Origin of the sequence: Curtobacterium sp. 320 (genome assembly GCF_031455235.1) — a bacterium.
GTDB lineage: Bacteria > Actinomycetota > Actinomycetes > Actinomycetales > Microbacteriaceae > Curtobacterium.
In genome coordinates, this window is sequence record NZ_JAVDSI010000001.1 from 643,754 (window position 1) to 660,877 (window position 17,124).

The 17,124-nt window shown below is 72.9% G+C and carries 11 protein-coding genes; 8 read left to right on the forward strand and 3 right to left on the reverse strand.

Annotated elements, in window-relative coordinates; genetic code table 11:
- The first annotated feature begins 74 nt into the window (after nucleotides 1–74).
- On the forward strand, nucleotides 75–2,564 hold the full coding sequence (locus J2X60_RS03095) for a glycosyltransferase (protein WP_309886453.1): 2,490 nt from the start codon (nucleotides 75–77) through the stop codon (nucleotides 2,562–2,564).
- The gene (locus tag J2X60_RS03100; protein ID WP_309779920.1) at nucleotides 2,561–3,310 is read left to right on the forward strand and encodes a polyprenol monophosphomannose synthase; all 750 of its coding nucleotides are present in this window, start codon (nucleotides 2,561–2,563) and stop codon (nucleotides 3,308–3,310) included. The genes J2X60_RS03095 and J2X60_RS03100 overlap by 4 nt, the downstream gene beginning before the upstream one ends.
- A 376-nt stretch (nucleotides 3,311–3,686) precedes the next feature.
- Here J2X60_RS03100 and J2X60_RS03105 read toward each other — a convergent pair whose 3' ends face one another.
- Both J2X60_RS03105 and J2X60_RS03110 read right to left on the reverse strand, forming a co-directional pair.
- Nucleotides 3,687–5,555, reverse strand: a complete 1,869-nt coding sequence (locus tag J2X60_RS03105) for a hypothetical protein (protein ID WP_309886454.1) — start codon at nucleotides 5,553–5,555, stop codon at nucleotides 3,687–3,689.
- Between the two features lie 112 nt (nucleotides 5,556–5,667).
- Complete coding sequence (locus J2X60_RS03110; RefSeq protein ID WP_309779917.1) at nucleotides 5,668–6,954, reverse strand: exopolysaccharide production protein; 1,287 nt, start codon at nucleotides 6,952–6,954, stop codon at nucleotides 5,668–5,670.
- Between the two features lie 175 nt (nucleotides 6,955–7,129).
- Here J2X60_RS03110 and J2X60_RS03115 point away from each other — a divergent pair, with 175 nt between their 5' ends.
- Nucleotides 7,130–8,521 carry a hypothetical protein gene (locus J2X60_RS03115; RefSeq protein ID WP_309886455.1) on the forward strand — a complete coding sequence of 464 codons (1,392 nt, stop codon included), beginning with the start codon at nucleotides 7,130–7,132 and terminating at the stop codon, nucleotides 8,519–8,521.
- 37 nt (nucleotides 8,522–8,558) lie between these two features.
- Here the strand turns inward: J2X60_RS03115 and J2X60_RS03120 are convergent, their stop codons facing one another.
- Complete coding sequence (locus tag J2X60_RS03120) at nucleotides 8,559–9,938, reverse strand: O-antigen ligase family protein (protein WP_309886456.1); 1,380 nt, start codon at nucleotides 9,936–9,938, stop codon at nucleotides 8,559–8,561.
- Nucleotides 9,939–9,989: 51 nt separating this feature from the next.
- On the opposite strand from J2X60_RS03120, the gene manA reads away from it, so the two are divergent.
- The 5 genes from manA to J2X60_RS03145 all read left to right on the forward strand — a co-directional run bounded on the left by manA (nucleotide 9,990) and on the right by J2X60_RS03145 (nucleotide 17,120).
- On the forward strand, nucleotides 9,990–11,198 hold the full coding sequence (gene manA / locus J2X60_RS03125; RefSeq protein ID WP_309886457.1) for a mannose-6-phosphate isomerase, class I: 1,209 nt from the start codon (nucleotides 9,990–9,992) through the stop codon (nucleotides 11,196–11,198).
- 53 nt (nucleotides 11,199–11,251) lie between these two features.
- Nucleotides 11,252–12,214 (forward strand): UDP-glucose 4-epimerase GalE, encoded by a 963-nt coding sequence (gene galE / locus J2X60_RS03130; RefSeq protein ID WP_309779913.1) that lies wholly within the window; start codon nucleotides 11,252–11,254, stop codon nucleotides 12,212–12,214.
- Nucleotides 12,215–12,416: 202 nt separating this feature from the next.
- A complete protein-coding gene (locus J2X60_RS03135) occupies nucleotides 12,417–12,749 on the forward strand; it encodes a WhiB family transcriptional regulator (RefSeq protein WP_083295294.1) in 333 nt (110 codons plus the stop codon).
- A gap of 133 nt (nucleotides 12,750–12,882) precedes the next feature.
- Complete coding sequence (locus J2X60_RS03140) at nucleotides 12,883–15,720, forward strand: glycosyltransferase family 2 protein (protein WP_071303825.1); 2,838 nt, start codon at nucleotides 12,883–12,885, stop codon at nucleotides 15,718–15,720.
- Entirely contained in the window at nucleotides 15,717–17,120 is a 1,404-nt protein-coding gene (locus J2X60_RS03145) for a DUF5719 family protein (protein ID WP_070418492.1), read from the forward strand. The genes J2X60_RS03140 and J2X60_RS03145 overlap by 4 nt, the downstream gene beginning before the upstream one ends.
- Nucleotides 17,121–17,124 lie beyond the last annotated feature (4 nt).

Here is a 17,124-nt window from a genome sequence, read left to right on the forward strand (position 1 = left end):
GTCATCGGCCGTCGGCACCCCGCGGCCGACCCGTCGACCCGCGCCAGGTGCGCGGCAGCTGCTGGAGGAACCGCGTGACAGAGCGCAAGCCGGGAGTCGTGTCCGTCATCCTCGTGAACTACAAGGGCACGGACGACACCCTGACGAGCATCGCGGAGCTCCGCAAGCAGGACTGGCCGCAGGACCGGCTCGAGGTCATCGTCGTCGAGAACGGTTCCGGCCCCGAGCACCTCGGTCGGCTGAAGGCGTCGGAGCTCGACTTCACGCTCGTCGACGCCGGTGCGAACCTCGGCTTCACGGGCGGCTGCAACCTCGGCGTCGAGAAGTCCTCCGGCGAGATCGTGGCGTTCCTCAACAACGACGCCCGACCCGACACCGGCTGGGTGCGCGAGGCCATGGCGACGTTCGCCTCCGGCGCGGACATCGGTGCCGTGGCGTCGAAGGTCCTCGACTGGGAAGGCGTCAACGTCGACTTCACCGAGGCCGCGATGACCTGGTACGGCATGGGCTACAAGCCGTTCGCGGGCTCGCCGGACACCGGGCGCTGGGAGTCCGAGACCGACGTGCTGTTCGGCACCGGCGCGGCGATGTTCATCCGGGCGGAGCTCTTCGAGCAGCTCGACGGCTTCGACGACCGCTACTTCATGTTCTACGAGGACGTCGACCTCGGCTGGCGGCTCAACCTGCTCGGCTGGCGCTTCCGGTACCAGCCGAAGTCCGTCGCGTTCCACAAGCACCACGCGTCGATGAACAAGTTCGGCGACTTCCGCGAGACCTACCTCCTCGAGCGGAACGCCCTCTTCACGCTCTACAAGAACCTCGGTGACGAGCAGCTCGCAGCGGCCCTGCCCGGGTCGCTCGCGCTCGTCGTCCGTCGCGCCGTCGGTCGTGGCGAACTCGACTCGACCGAGCTCGACCTCCGCAACCCCGGCGACGACAGCGTCCCGACGATCCCCGTGCCGAAGACGGCGATGGCGGGCGTCTACGGCGTCGACCAGTTCGTCGAGCAGCTGCCGTCGATGACCGAGTCGCGTCGGCAGATCCAGGCGACCCGCGTGCGCAGCGACCGCGAGCTCCTGCGCCTCTTCGGCAACCGCGACGAGCCGGCGTACCCGATCGAGAACTACCTGGCCGGCTACGACAAGATCGTGCACTCCCTCGGCGTGCTCGAGGTGGGTACCCGGCGTCGCGTCCTCATCATCACGGGCGACTCCATCGGCGAGAAGATGGCCGGTCCGGCGATCCGTGCGACCCAGATGGCGAAGCAGCTCGCCGGCGAGCACGACGTCCGGGTCATCAGCCTCACGCGCTCGTCGCAGATCGACCCCTCGTACGAGGTCGTCACGGTGCCGCACCGCCACCCGCGCCAGATGGTCGAGCACGAGGCCTGGGCCGACGTCATCATCGTGCAGGGCCACGCCCTCCGCCTGTTCCCGGTGCTCGAGTCGACGAGCAAGATCCTCGTCGTCGACGTCTACGACCCGCTGCACCTCGAGCAGCTCGAGCAGGGCCGCAGCGACGACGTCGACCAGTGGAACCGGCAGATCCTCGACGCGTCGGACACCCTGAACCACCAGCTCGAACTCGGCGACTACTTCATCTGCGCCTCCGAGCGGCAGCGCATGTTCTGGCTCGGCCAGCTCGCCGGCTCGGGTCGTGTGAACGCCCGGACGTACTCGCGCGACCCCGACCTCCGCTCGCTCATCGGCGTCGTGCCGTTCGGCCTGTCGTCGACGCCGCCGGTGCACGACCAGCAGCGGGTCAAGGGCGTCGTCCCCGGCATCGGGAAGAACGACAAGCTCGTCGTCTGGGGCGGTGGCATCTACGACTGGTTCGACCCGATCACGCTCGTCCGCGCCATCGGCCGGCTCGCCGCGAAGAAGCCGAGCGTGAAGCTCTTCTTCATGGGCGTGCAGCACCCGAACCCGGACGTGCCCGAGATGGACATCGTCGCCAAGGTGCGCGCCGAGGCCGATGCGCTCGGGCTGACCGGCAAGAACGTGTTCTTCAACGACGCGTGGATCCCGTACGAGGAACGCGGCGCCTACCTGCTCGAGGCCGACGCCGGCGTCTCGACGCACTACGAGCACCTCGAGACCACGTTCTCGTTCCGCACCCGGATCCTCGACTACCTGTGGGCACGCCTGCCGATCGTCACGACCGCCGGTGACTCCTTCGGTGACCTCGTCGCCGAGGAGAAGCTCGGCATCGCCGTGCACGAGCAGGACGTCGACGGCCTGGCCGCAGCGCTCGAGACGGCGCTCTTCGACAAGAAGGCCCGCGCCGAGTTCATCGGCAACGTCGACCGCGTGCGCGAGCAGTTCACGTGGGAGAACGTCCTCGCCCCGCTCGTCGAGTTCTGCCGGAACCCGATCCGCGCGGCCGACAAGAGCGTCCGCGACACCTCGTCGACGATCCAGCCGCACGCCATGCGCGTGCGCGTCCCGGACCGCAAGAAGCTCTACGGCGTCCGCCACGACCTCGGTCGCGCCGTGCACTACTTCCGGACCGAGGGCCCGCGGAGCGTCGCGGGCAAGATCAAGCGTCGGCTGCAGAACCGGTGACCGCGGGCGCCACGGCGCTCGTCATCGTCCCGACCTACAACGAGGCCGAGAACGTCCGCACGATCGCCGCAGCCGTCCTGGGCGCGCTGCCGGACGCACACCTGCTCGTCGTCGACGACGCCAGCCCCGACGGCACGGGTGACCTCGTGCGGCAGCTCGCCGCCGCGGACGAGCGGGTGCACCTGCTCGAGCGTTCCGGCAAGCTCGGCCTCGGGACGGCCTACGTCGCCGGCTTCCGGTGGGGGCTCGAACGCGGGTACCCGTTGCTCGTCGAGATGGACGCAGACGGCTCGCACCCGGCCGACCGGCTCCCGGCTCTCGTGGCCGCGGTCGACGGCGCCGACGACGTCCTGCTCGCGATCGGGTCGCGGTGGGTCCCCGGGGGATCGGTGGTCGACTGGCCGCTCCACCGCGAGGTCCTCAGCCGCGGGGCGAACACCTACGCCCGGTTCGTGCTCGGCATCGGCGTGCGGGACGTCACCGCCGGCTTCCGGGTCTACCGCGCCGACGCGATCGCCCGGATGGACCTCGACTCGATCGACTCGAAGGGGTACTGCTTCCAGGTCGACATGACGTTGCGGGTGGACGACCTCGGCGGCCGCATCGTCGAGGTCCCGATCCGGTTCCGCGACCGCGTGCACGGCGTCTCGAAGATGAGTCGTTCCATCGTGCTCGAGGCGATGCTCCGCACCACCCAGTGGGGCCTGCAGCGGCGCTTCGGTCGCCGACGCGGCGCACGTCGCTGACGCGCCCCGCGCCTGGCACCTGGTGCTTTCGCGCGTACCTGCTGGAAAGTTCTGACCCGGTACGCCCGTTCCTGCAAGGGATCGCACCTGATCTGGGAAGAACGGAGCTACGGACAGACGGGAGGCGGGGGGGCCCCGGGGCCCCCCCCCCCCCCCCCGGGGGGGGGGGGGGGGGGGGCGCCCCGCACCGTGTGGGACAGGGTACCCCCCCCCGAATGGGGGCCACCCCCCAGGCGCGCCCCCGGGGGGGCGCGCCCCTGGCGGGGCGGGGCCCCCCCCCCCGCCGGGGGGGGGGGGGCCCCCCCCCCCCCCCCCCCCGGGGGGGGGGGGGGGGCCCGGGGGCCCCCGCGCCTCCCGTCCGTGAAGGGGATGCGTCTCAGACGCAGCTCACGTTGTAGTCCTGGTTCCCCACGACGTACTGGGCCATCCGCACCTGGCTGCCCGCGGTGAGGCCGCCGGCCGAGCACGCCTTCTGTGCCGCCGCGACGCCGTCGTTGCCCACCGCGATCCAGCTCGGCAGCCCGCGGAGCGTCGAGGTCGACGGGACGGTCCCCACGATCTGCCCGAACTGGTACCCCGTCGAGTAGATGCCGATCGTCGACACGCCCGCGGCCTTGAGCGCGGCGACCATGCCCTCGATGTCGGCGCGGTTCTGCGTCTGGTAGTCCTTCGCGTCGGAGGCCCCGAGCCACGAGAGGCCCGTCTCGACGTCGATCCACCAGCGGTACGACGAGGGGTTCGGGACACCGCGGGTGTTCGCGGCCTCGTAGGCGCGGGTGTAGCCGTACATGTACGAGCAGGCGCTGGTGTACGCCTTCGCCGTGCAGGTGCCGTACGGGTTCGACACGGTCGTGCCCGACGGGTCCCGGTTGGACGACGGCCAGACCGAGGCGGCCTTGCCCGGGTTCGCGGCGAGCGCGTAGAGCTGCGCCTTCGGCTGCGACGTGCCGCCGGCCGACCCCGCGGCCCACGCGAGCTGCGGGGCGAGGGACTCGTTGGTCTGGTTCGGCAGCGAGCCGTTCACGCCCACGACGCCGAACGCCTGGTTCGACGGGTAGTTCGACGAGGACCCGCCCTGCGGCCACGAGACGTCGGCCCCGAAGCCGGAACCGCTCGACCCGTCGAGGAAGTACCCCGCGACGTCGAGGTGCAGCTGCGCGGACCCCTTCGACACCTTCGCCTGCACCCGGCGGTCGACGCTCGACCCGGTGACCTTCGCGACGACGAGGTTCGCGACCGAGGTGCCGGCGTCGAACACCTGCGTCGCGACCTGGGGGTCCTGGCCCGCGGGCGTCACGCGGAGGTACGCGGCCGCGGTGGGCTTCGTCGTCTCGGCGTTCGCGACGACGGCCGTGGCGGTCCCGGGGACGCCGGCGACGCCGGACAGTCGGATGGTCCCCGCGGTCGCGGACACCGAGCCGGCGAACGCACGGGTGGTGTCGATCGGGACGAACACCGAGCCGGTGGACGAGTTCGAGTAGTAGCCGGCGACGTCCATGTAGACCGTGCCCGAGCCCTTCGAGAGCTTCACCTGGGCAGCACCTTCGTCGGAGAGCTTCACGATCGCGAGGTTCGACAGCGCCTGACCAGCCGAGTAGAGCTGCGTCACGACCGAGGGGTCCTGCCCGGCCGTGGTGACGCGGACGTACCCGGCGACCGTCGGGTTGCTGACCTGCACGTTCACGGCGACGGCGGTCGCGTCGGCGGGGATCCCGGCGCGGCCGGCGAGGGGCACCTGCGTCGGCGTGGTGCCCACGGTGGCGCCGAACACCCGCGCGGCGTCGAGCGGGGTGTAGGTGGCACCGGAGCCGTCGGCGTAGTACCCGGCGACGTCGAAGTACCCGCTCGCCGTGCCCTTCGAGAGCTTCGCCTGGATCGAGCCGTTCACGAGCCGCACGGTGACGAGGTTCGCGATCGTCTGGCCGGCGGCGAAGTCCTGCGTCGCGACGGTGGCGTCCTTGCCCGCGGGGGTGACGCGGACGTAGCCGGCCGCGGTGGGCTTGGCGACCTCGACGTTGACGACGACGGCCGTGGCGTTCGCGGGGACCCCCGCGTTCCCGGCGATCTTCACCACCTTCGGCGACGTCGTCAAGGCGCCCGACCAGACGCGGGTCGTGTCGATCGGCGTGTACCGGCCGGTCGTCGGCGCCGCGGCCTGCGCGGTCGAGACCGGTGCGACGACGGCGACGGCGGTGGCGACGAGCGCGGTGGTCAGGGCGAGTGCGAGGCGTCGGTGCAGGCGCATGTGGTTCTTCCCCAGGTTCGTGGACCGCCCCCTGACGGTCTCCGGCAGTCTAGGTGCACGATGCAACGGATCGGGGATCGCGGAGCACACCTGTGCACTCCGACACAGTCGCTCAGCCGCGCGGCAGGTGCCGCCGCCACGACCGCCGCCGTGCGGCGATCACGAGGACGGCGACGAACACCATCAGCCCGGCCCCGTGCAGCAGGTAGCTCTCCGCCGCACTCGTGACGCCCAGCAGCACCAGCACCGCCGCCGGCCACACGTAGGCGACCCCCGGGAACGTCGTCGCCGTGACCCAGGCCCGCGCGAACGCGAGCAGCGCCGTCACCGCGAGGATGATCGTGCCCGCGAGCCCGATCTGCAGCCAGGCGTCGACGAACGCGTTGAGGCCCGACGTGAACCGCTGCCCGGCCGGGTCGATGAACGTCACGTAGGGCACCACGGCCTCGTGCGGCCACGTGCCGACCCAGCCCCAGCCCTGGATCGGGAACTGGCTCACGAACACGCGGATCTGCGCCCAGAGGTCCACCCGCGTCGCCGTGCCCCCGGCCGCACCGATCTCGGCGAGGACCCGGTGCCGGGCGACGATGCCGAGGCCGATCATGAGCAGGACCGCCCCGCCGAGCACGCCGTTCACCACCGGTCGCGTCGTCGGTCGGGCGTGCCGGAGCGACCACAGCGCGAGGGCGGTCACGGCCAGGGCGATCATCGCGAGCCCGGTGATGGGGGACTGCACGAGCATCAGGGCGATGACGGCGAGGGCGGTCGAGCCGATCGCCCGCCACATCGTCACCGAGCGGGTGAGGAACTCCACCACGAACGTCACCAGCGCCATCGCGGCGATGAAGCCCATGAAGTTGCGGGTCCCGCCGATGCCCTGGATCGGGCCGCCGTACGCGATGTTGCCCTGGATGCCGAACGCCGGGATCGGGGTGTCGAGGACGAGGCCGGACAGGACCTCGAGGCCGAGCGCGACCACGAGCAGGATCCGGAAGGCGTCGCCGGAGGCCCGGATGACCTGCACCAGGTCGCGGCCGAGCGCGAGGTAGAGCCCGAGCCCGATGAAGCAGACGGTGCCGACCAGCCCCCGGAGCGCCACCCACGAGTACTCGCTCCAGAGGACGCTCAACGCGCAGTACCCGACGAACGCCAAGAGCGAGAGGGGGAGCACCCCGTGCCACTCGATCCGGTAGCGCTGCCCGAGCAGGCTCAGGCCGGCGAGGACGAACAGCGTGACGAGCACGGCCCACACACCGGCGCGACCGACGAGCGCGGTCACCGTGGGTTGCGCGAACGCGAAGAGCACGATCACGGTCGCGAGTGCCTGGCTGAACCGGCCGCCCGCGGAGAACCCGATCCACGCCGACAGGTACCGTCGCGCGAGCACGCGTCTGGTCACCCGGCCGTCCGTCACCTCACCATCTTGGCCCATCCGGCCTCGTCGGCAGGTGGACGCCCCGGCGTCGCGCCCGGCGGCGGCCCCGATCGGCGTGCCCCGGACGTCCGCGACACGACGGGTGCGCCCCCGCGCGGATATCCACGATCCGCGATGTCGGCGGTACGATCGCGGCACCATGGCGCGCGGGTGGCGGCTGTACGGCGCACCGACGGTCGCTGCGGTCGTCGGTGGGTCCGCCACGGCCGTGGCCTGGTGGCGGCTCGGCCCGGTGACCCGCGGGACGGTGTGGGCCGAGGACGGCGGGGTGTTCCTCCGCGAGCGGCTCGCACTCGGCCCCGGCGCCGTCCTGGAGCCGTACGCCGGGTACCGCCACCTCGTCCCGCGCGTCGTCGTCGACCTCGCCTGGCTCCTGCCCGTCGAGCGGTACGCGGTCGCGGTGTCGGGCATGTCCTGCCTGGTCGTCGGGGTCGTCTGCGCGCTCGTGTTCCTGCTGTCCGGCGACGTCGTCCGGCCGTGGCCGCTCCGGGTCCTGCTCGCCGCGGTCCCCGTCGTCCTGCCGCTCGCCCCCGTCGAGATCAGCGGCACCGCGGCGAACCTGCACTGGTACGTGCTCGTCCTGGTGCCGTGGCTGTACACGAACCGTGCCCGGACGTGGTGGGGAGCGGTGGCGCTCGCCGTGGTCACGGCCCTCGGCGTGCTGAGCGAGGTCCAGGCGACGCTGTTCCTCCCGCTCCTGCTGGTCGCCTGGCTCCCGCTGCGACGCACGGCGACGGGACGGGTGGACCTCCGCCCGCTGCCGGTCACCCTGGCGGCGGTGGTGGCCGGCGCGGTGCAGGTCGCGACGGCGCTCACGGACCCGCGAGCGTCCCGGCCGGGCGACCCGGGCGCCTCCGACGTGCTCGCCGGGTACCTGCTGCAGCCGCTCGGGGGCGCGTGGGACCGTCGGGTCGGTGTCGTCGCGGAGACGGTGCACGCGCACGGGTGGGGCGTGGTCGTCCTGCCGACCGTGCTGCTGGTGGTCGTGCTCGTGACGGCCGTGGTGCTCGGCCGGGGGCGTGCGCGGTGGGTCGTGGTCGCCCTCGCCGGAGGCTCCGTCGTGGTGTGGTGGGCAGCGCTGGTGGCGAACGGGTCGGCGGTGCAGGACTGGGTGGGTCTCGGGCCGGCCGCGCTGGCGGCGGGGCCGCAGCGGTACGCGGCAGCGTCCGGGTTGCTGCTCGTGTCGGGAGCGGTGGTGGCGGCGTCCGTGGTCATCGGGTCGGTGGGGCTGCCAGGAGGCGCGGGTCGAGCCGGTGCGGGTCGGTCCGGTCCGGCAGTCGGCCGGTCGGCGGCCGCGGGTCGGCTGGTGGCGGTCGTGCTCGCGTGGTGCGTGGTCGCCGCGGTGGTCGTCGCCGCCGCCTGGAACGCCGCTCCGGGGGCGACCCGGCGGAGCGCCGGCCCGGTCTGGTCCGCGCAGGTCCCCGCGGCCGCCGAGGCCTGTCGCGCCGACCCGACGCTGCCGTCCGTCGTGCTCCGGACCGCGCCGTGGCGGGCCGCGGTGCCGTGCGACCGTCTGGTCGAGTGGCCGTGACGACGGGACCGGTGCCGGAGGCCGGGGCGGGCTCGGGTCAGCGGCGCGCGGGCGTCCGGAACTCGCGGCGGGCCGGGGGCGTGCGGGGACCGTCACCGGCGGACACCGGCTCCTCGCCGACGAGCACGATCCGGGTCTTGATCGCGATGAGGGCGAACAGGACCCAGTTGCCCTGGTAGAGCAGTCGGGACTCGGCGACCGACTGCACGAGCAGCGCCACGACGACGAGCAGCGGCAGGAGCGACACCGGGTCGAACGGACGGGGGGAGAGCGACGCGTCGTAGCCGATCCGGGTCGCCGAGGCCCAGGACCGGCTGAGGGTCGTGACCACGTAGACCAAGAAGATCGCCAGGCCGATGACACCGGTCTGCATCCACACGTCGAGGTAGGCGTCGTGCGCCTGCAGGTAGGTCACGCCCTTGCGGTGCGCGAGGTCCGCGAGGGTCGGGATGCCCGGCCACCAGTAGCCGATCCAGCCCCAGCCGACGACGGTGTGCTCCTGGATGAGCCCGATGACCCGCTCCCAGATCACGCCGCGGCCGGTCGCGTCCGAACCCTTGCCGAGCAGCTCGGACACCTGGCCGCGGGCGAGGAACCCGAGCACGGCGACGACCACCGCCCCGACGGCGACGGCGAGGTAGCGCGGTGTCCGTCGTTCGGTCGGGACCCGGCGGATCCAGAGCGCGACGGCGAGCGCGACGAGAACGACGAGCCCGGCGGCCAGCACGGTCGAGGATCGGGTGAGTGCGAGGACGACGAGGGCCACGACGGTCCAGCCGATCGCGCGGTTGCGTCGGAGTCGCCCCTCGGCGTACTGGACGGCGACGGCGATCACGGCGAGGAGCGCGACCATCGCGAGCAGGTTCGCGTTGCCGGGGAGGCCCTGGATGCGCCCGCCGGTGAAGAGCTCGGCGCGTGAGAAGTAGAAGGCGTCCGGGATCTTCCGGTCGCCGTAGTCCGTCCACGCCGGTGCGATCGGGTGTCGGAGGACGACCGCGACGAAGGCCTCGAAGAGCAGCGACCCCATCAGGACCCAGCGCAGCGCGAGGCTCAGCGCGTCGGTGATCCGCCGCCACGTCAGGGTCGAGGCGATCGCGAAGGCCGCGCCCGCGCAGATGACCTGGACCGCGAGGCTCGAGATCGTCGCGAACCGCCAGTGCGACCACACGACGGACACCAGGCACCAGGCGAGGAAGAGCCAGAGCGCACGCGGTGTCCGGGTGAGCGGCGGGCGGGCCCGGACGATGATCGTCGTGGCCCAGACCCCGGCGGCCGCCCAGAGCAGTCCCGCCCCGACCCACGTGAGCGTGTTCGGCACGGCGTCACCGGCGAAGAGCACGAACAGGATCGTCGCGCCGAATGCGAACGCCTCGCGCTCGGGCACGGATCCGCGCGCCAACGGCCAGGTGTTCGTCACGACGCCAGGGTACCCGGGGAGCGCACGTCGACCGCCGATAGGCTCGTGCGCATGTTCCTCGGCATCACGAACACGCCCCGCGACTACGCCTGGGGATCCGTCACGGCCATCCCCGAGCTCCTCGGCCGGACCGTCACCGGCGCACCGCAGGCCGAACTCTGGCTCGGCGCGCACCCGGGCAGCCCGAGCGTCGTCGTGAACCCGGCGATGGTCGGCGGCGCGGACACGCTGCTCGACTGGATCACCGCGGAGCCCCGGGACGCCCTCGGACCGGACCGCACGGGCCTCCCGTTCCTGCTGAAGGTCCTCGCGGCCGCCGCCCCGCTCTCGCTGCAGGCGCACCCGACACCCGAGCAGGCGCGCGAGGGGTTCGAGCGCGAGGAAGCGGCGGGTGTCCCGATCGACGACCCGGCCCGCAACTACAAGGACCCGTTCCCGAAGCCCGAGCTCGTCGTGGCGCTCAGCGAACGCTTCGAGGCGCTGAGCGGCTTCCGCCCGGTGGCCGAGACGCTCGCCGACGTCGAGACGCTCGACGCCGGGTCCGGTCGGCTCGGCCCCCTGGTCGTGCACCTGCAGCACGGGCTCGAGGACACGGTGCGGTGGCTCGAGACCGGCGAATCCTCGGCGCAGGCCGTCGTACAGGCCGTGAGCGACCTCGCCGCCGCGCTGCCCGACGACGCCGTCACCCCGAACACCGCGACCGTGCGCGACCTCGGCACGAGCTACCCGGGCGACCCCGGCATCGTGGTGTCCCTGCTCATGCACCGCGTGACGCTCGCCGCGGGTGAGGCGATGTACCTGCCGGCCGGCAACATCCACGCCTACCTCGACGGGCTCGGCATCGAGCTCATGGCCCCCTCCGACAACGTCCTGCGCGGCGGCCTCACGCCGAAGCACGTCGACGTCCCGGAGCTGCTGCACGTCCTCGACTTCACCGCGTACCCGGCACCCGTCCTGGCCCCCGAGTCGGTCGCCGCCGGCGTCGAGCGCTTCGCGCCGGACGGCGTCGGGTTCGCGCTGCTCCGCGTCACGGGGGACGGACGCCCGGTCGGCCTGGCCTCCGGCGGGGTCGCGCCGCTGCGCGGCCCCTCGATCGCGATCTGCACGGCGGGTGCGGTGACGCTCGTCGGGGCGCAGTCCGCGACGCTGCTGCGCCAGGGGGAGTCCTGCTACATCACCCCCGACGAGGGCGACGTCACGGTCGAGGCCGACAACGGCAGCGGTCTGGCGTCGACGGTCTTCATCGCGACGGGTGCGTGAACCCGCAGCGCGTGGCGGTCTGACGCCGCGCCGGTTCCGCTAGCGTGGCCAGCATGAGTTGGCTGGTCACCGGCGGCGCCGGGTACATCGGGTCCCACGTCGTCCGAGCACTGCGTGCGGCGGGCATCGACACCGTCGCGTTCGACGACCTCTCGAGCGGCTTCCGGGCGTTCGTGCCCGAGGACGTGCCGTTCGTCGAGGGCACGATCCTCGACGGTGCGCTGGTGGCCCGGACGCTGCGCGAGCACGCCGTCACCGGTGTGGTGCACGTCGCGGGCTTCAAGTACGCGGGGGTGTCGGTCGAGCGACCGCTGCACACCTACGAGCAGAACGTCACCGGCATGGCGACGCTCCTCCGGGCGATGGCGGAGAACGGCGTCACCAAGGCGGTGTTCTCGTCGAGCGCCGCCGTCTACGGCACGCCGGACGTCGACACCGTGGTCGAGGACACCCCGAAGGCGCCGGAGTCGCCCTACGGCGAGTCGAAGCTCATCGGTGAGTGGCTGCTGCGCGACATGGAGGTCGCCGCGGGCTTCACCACGACGTCGCTGCGCTACTTCAACGTCGTCGGGTCGGGGGAGCCGGACCTGTACGACGCCAGCCCGCACAACCTCTTCCCGCTCGTCTTCGACGCCCTGCTCGCCGGTCGCACGCCGCGGATCAACGGCGACGACTACGCCACGCCCGACGGCACCTGCGTGCGGGACTACATCCACGTCGCCGACCTCGCGCACTCGCACGCGGTCGCCGCGCAGAAGCTCGAGGCGGGCCAGACCCTCGAGCGCGCGTACAACCTCGGCAGCGGCGACGGGGTCAGCGTCCGGCAGATCATGGACGCCATGGCGAAGGGCACCGGCATCGCGTTCGAGCCCGAGATCGCGCCGCGACGCGCCGGTGACCCCGCGCGGATCGTCGCGACGGGCGAAGCGGCTGCGCGTGACCTCGACTGGGCGATGCGCCACACGCTCGACGAGATGGTCACGAGCGCCTGGGAAGCCCGGCGCCGCATCGGCTGACGGGCCGTCGCGGCCGGCTGAGGGGGCGTCAGTTGTCCCCCGAAACCCCGACAGACCGGCCGCGACACGCCCGTACGGGGGACATGACACGCCGGAACCGTCAGTGCCTTCTATGATCCGCGACTTGACTCTCGCGAATGACACCGCTGTAATTACAGGCAACGACAGCGATCGTTGTGGTCCCGTTATCGAGACGTCAGGGGTGATCAGGGTGAACGGTTCCGACTTCCACGCCGGAGTACCGGAGGACTGGCACGTCGACCCCGTGTCGCTCGGCGTCCCGGGTGTCCGGCGTCCGGAGACCGACGACGAGGAGAACCCGCTCGCCTGGCAGGTGGACTCGCTCTGCGCGCAGACCGACCCCGAGGCGTTCTTCCCCGAGAAGGGCGGGTCGACGCGCGAGGCCAAGAAGATCTGCACCTCGTGCGAGGTCCGGGCGCAGTGCCTCGAGTACGCGCTCGAGAACGACGAGCGATTCGGCATCTGGGGCGGCCTGTCCGAGCGCGAGCGCCGCAAGCTCCGCAAGCGGGCGTAGCCGCGCACCTGGCCGGTCCAGGAGGCACGGTGCGCGTCCGACGCGCACCGGTCGTTGATGGCTCCCACAGGTTCACGGCGCGCCGCCGTCCGCAGGCCGCGCCGCGCCTCCAGACCGTAGAGTGACGCCCGTCATGCAGCCCAGAGTCACCGCGATCCTCGTCGCCGCCAACGGGGCGGACCACCTCGACCGGACCCTGGACGCGCTCGCCGCCCAGACCCGTCACCCCGAGAACCTCGTCGTCGTCGACCTCGGGTCGACCGACGGTTCGACCACCGACCTCTCGTTCGGCGGCTCCGCCGAACTCCTGCGCCTGCCCGCCGGTCGCCCCTTCGGCGAGGCGGTCGCCCGCGGCGAACGCGAGGCGCCGCCCGCGGTCGCGGACGAACCCGTCGACGAGTGGCTCTGGCTGCTCGGCCACGACAACGCGCCGGCGCCCACCGCCCTCGCCGACCTCCTGTCCGCGGTCGAGATCGCGCCGAGCGTGGTCGTCGCGGGGCCGAAGCTCGTCGACGTCGACGACCCGTCGCGGCTCCGGGCGTTCGGCGAGAGCATGACCCGCTTCGGCCGGTCGATCGTCCTCGTGCAGGACGAGCTCGACCAGGGCCAGCACGACCGGAACACCGACGTGATGGCGGTCGCCGCCGGCGGGATGCTCGTCCGACGCTCGGTGTGGAACGAACTCGGCGGCTTCGACCCCGCCCTGCCGAACGTGGACGCCGCACTCGACTTCTGCGTGCGCGTGCGCCTCGCCGGACACCGGGTCGCCGTCGTGCCCGAGGCCCGCGTGACGAGCGCCGGGCCCATCGAGGAGTTCGGGCGCAAGCGGGTCTCCGAGGGGCGGCGCGTCCGGATGCACCGGCAGGCGCAGCTGCACCGCCGGATGACCTACGCGTCCGCCGGGGTCCTCTGGATCCACTGGCTCACGCTCGTGCCGTTCGCGATCGGCCGCGCGATCGGGCACCTCGTCGCCAAGCACCCGGCCGCGGTCGGGGCCGAGCTCGCCGCGGCGTTCTCGGTCGCCTTCGGCGGCGGGACCGGACGCTCGCGCCGGGTCCTCGCACGCGGCAAGAAGCTCGGGTGGGCGGCGGTCGAGCCGCTCCGCGTCAGCTGGCGCCGGGTGCACGAACGGCGGACCACGTCGCGCGACGTCGAGCTCGCCCGGGTCGAGGACGCACCGATCGCCCGGGCGTCGTTCCTCGGCGACGGCGGCATCTGGGTCGTCCTCGCCGCGGCGGTCCTGAGCGTCGTGACCCTGTACCCGCTGCTCGGCTCGCCGGCGCTGACCGGTGGCGGGCTCCTGCCGCTGAGCACCGACGTCGCCCGGCTGTGGCAGAACGTCGGCTACGGCTGGCACTCGATCGGCACCGGGTTCACGGGGCCGAGCGACCCGTTCGCCGCGGTCGTCGCCGTGCTCGGCTCGATCACGTTCTGGTCGCCGTCGACCTCGGTCGTGCTCGTGATGCTCGTCGCGTTCCCGCTCGCCGCGCTCGGCGCCTGGTTCGCGGTGCGGAAGCTGACCACCCGCACCTGGGTCCCGGTGATCGGCGCGGCGCTGTACACGATCGCCCCGACGCTCGTCGGTGCCGTCACGAGCGGGCACCTCGGCGCCGTGATCGCGCACGTCCTCCTGCCCTGGCTGTTCCTCGCCGTGCTCGAGGCGCACCGCTCGTGGGCCTGGGCCTCGGGCGCGTCCCTGCTCTTCGCCGTCATCGCGGCCTCGGCGCCGTCGCTGCTGCCGGTGCTGCTGCTCGGCTGGCTCGTGTCGCTCGCCGTCGGGTGGCGCCGTGCGCACCGTCGGGTGTTCATCCCGGTGCCGGCAGCCGTGCTCTTCCTGCCGCTCGTGCTCGCGCAGGTCGCCCGCGGCAACGTGCTCGCCGTCTTCGCGGACCCGGGCGTGCCCTCGGCCACCCGTGCACCCTCGGCCTTCCAGCTCGCCATCGGCCAGCCGGTGCCGGACTGGAGCGGCTGGCTGCCCACCACGTCCGGGCTCGCGCTCGCCGCCTGGATCCTGCCGGTCCTCATGGCGGTGCTCGCGCTCCCGGTTGCCGTCGCCGCCATCGGCGCGATGCTCGGCCACCGCTGGGCCGTCGCGGGAGCCACGCTCCTCATCGCGCTGGCCGGCTTCGCCACCGCGTTCGCCGCCACCCACGTCACCGTCACCGGGGTCGGGTCCACGACCACGATCATCTGGCCGGGCAGCGGGCTGAGCGTGTACTGGTTCGGCATCGTCGCCGCCGCCTGCATCGGGATCGACGTGCTGCCGCGGATCGCCCCGGTCGCGGGACTCGTGACGACCGTGGTCGCCGCCGTCACCGTGGCACCGGCGTTCGGGGCGTTCTACCTCGGCAACGCGGTGATCCAGCCGACCTCCGGCCGGGTGCTCAGCGCGTACGTGAACGCCGAGGCGCAGGCCAACCCCGACGTCGGCACGCTCGTCGTCGACCCACAGGACGACGGCTCGCTCGCGGTGTCGCTCGAACGCGGGCAGGGTTCGACGCTCGACGACCAGACCACCCTCGACTCGACGGCGCTCACGCTCAGCCGTTCCGGTGCGCAGCTCGCGACCCTCGCCGGCAACCTGGCGAGCCGGAGCGGGTACGACCCCGAGCCCGCACTGCGGCAGCTCGGCGTGAGCTTCGTCCTGCTCGACGACGCCCCCGACGGTTCCTCCGCGCAGGCGGTCCACGACCGTGCAGCCGGGGCGATCGGTCAGAACGCGCTGTTCACGAGCATCGGCGAGACGACGAGCGGGCAGCTGTTCCACTACGAGGGCGACGTCGACCGCCCGTCCACCGGGTCGGCCGGGGCACAGGCGACGCACGTGCTCTACCTCGTGGTCCTCGGGGTCGTGTTCGGCGCCGCGGCACTGCTGGCGGTGCCCACCGCGCCCCGTCGACGCCGTGCCACCTCGAACGTCATCGAGGCCGAGGAACCCGCCACCACCTTCGACGAGGAGCGCGACGAATGAGCCGTACCCCCGCCTCCGTCCGCCGCTGGGTCGTCCGCGGCACGGCGACCGCGATCGCCGTCGTGGTCGCCGCCGGAGCCGTCACCGCGGCGCACGCCCTCGGGACCGACACCGACCCGGGTCGTCCCGCGGGCAAGACGGTGACACCCGTCCCGGCCGACGCCGAGCGCGTCTGCGCGGGCAACGCGCTCCGGCTCTCGGACGACGCCGGCAACGACGCGACGAAGGCGAGCACCGTCGGCTCGGCCACCGTCGCCACCGCGACCACCGGGTCGAGCGTCGAGCGCTCCGGCCTCGACGACTCCGCGACCGGCGGGAGCAAGCCGCGCCTCCTGACCGCTCCGGCGGGGGACACCACCCCGCAGGTCGCCGGCAGCAGCTACCAGAGCGTCGCGAGCGGGGACGTCGTCGGCGTCGGTGCCGCGTCGTGCGACGACCCGAGCCAGTCCACCTGGCTGGTCGGCGGGTCCACCGAGACCGGCCGCACGAGCCTCGTCACGCTGTCGAACCCGACCGACGTGAACGCGACCGTCGACCTGTCGATCTACGACGGTTCGGGCACGGTCAGCGCTCCCGGCACGACCGGCATCGTCGTCGCGCCGAACACCCAGAAGGTCGTCCCGCTGTCCGGGTTCGTGTCCGACCAGGGCTCGACCGTCGTGCACGTCGAGTCCTCCGGGGGCCAGATCGTCGCCCACATGCAGGAGTCCATCGTCCGCACCCTCACCCCCGGTGGGTTCGACATCATCTCCGGCGGTGCGGCGCCCTCGACGTCGCAGATCATCCCGGGCGTCGTCCTCGACGGTGCCCAAGAGGCCCAGCGCGGCGACGACACGGCCGACGCCGCGCCCATCGTCCGGCTGTTCGTGCCCGGCACGAAGGCGGCCCGCGTGACCCTCGGCATCACCACCGCCGACGGGGGCGGGTCCACCGTGAACGCCACCGCCGAGCCCGGTGTCGTCACCGACGTCACGCTCGACGACTTCCCGGACGGTCGCTACGCCTTCACCGTCACGTCGACCGAGCCGCTCGTCGCCGGCGCCCGCACGACCACGCCCACCTACGACGGGCGCACGGACGTCGGGTGGTTCGCCTCCGCCGACCCGCTCGGCGAGTCCACCATCACGGCGGTGGCGCCCGGTGAGAACCAGCGCCTCACGCTCGTCAACCCGACGCGCTCCGACGCCGACGTCACGATCCGCTCCGGCGACGAGACGCAGGACGTGCAGGTCGTCGCCGGTGGTGTGCGCACCGTGGTCGTCCCGGTCGCGAAGCAGCTCGAGCTGCAGGGGACCGAGGGGCTCGTCGCCGGGGTGACCTACATGGGCGACGACGGCATCGCCGGGTTCCCGGTGCGGGCGGCGACCGAGGTCTCGACGCCGGTCCGGGTCTACCCCTGAGCCG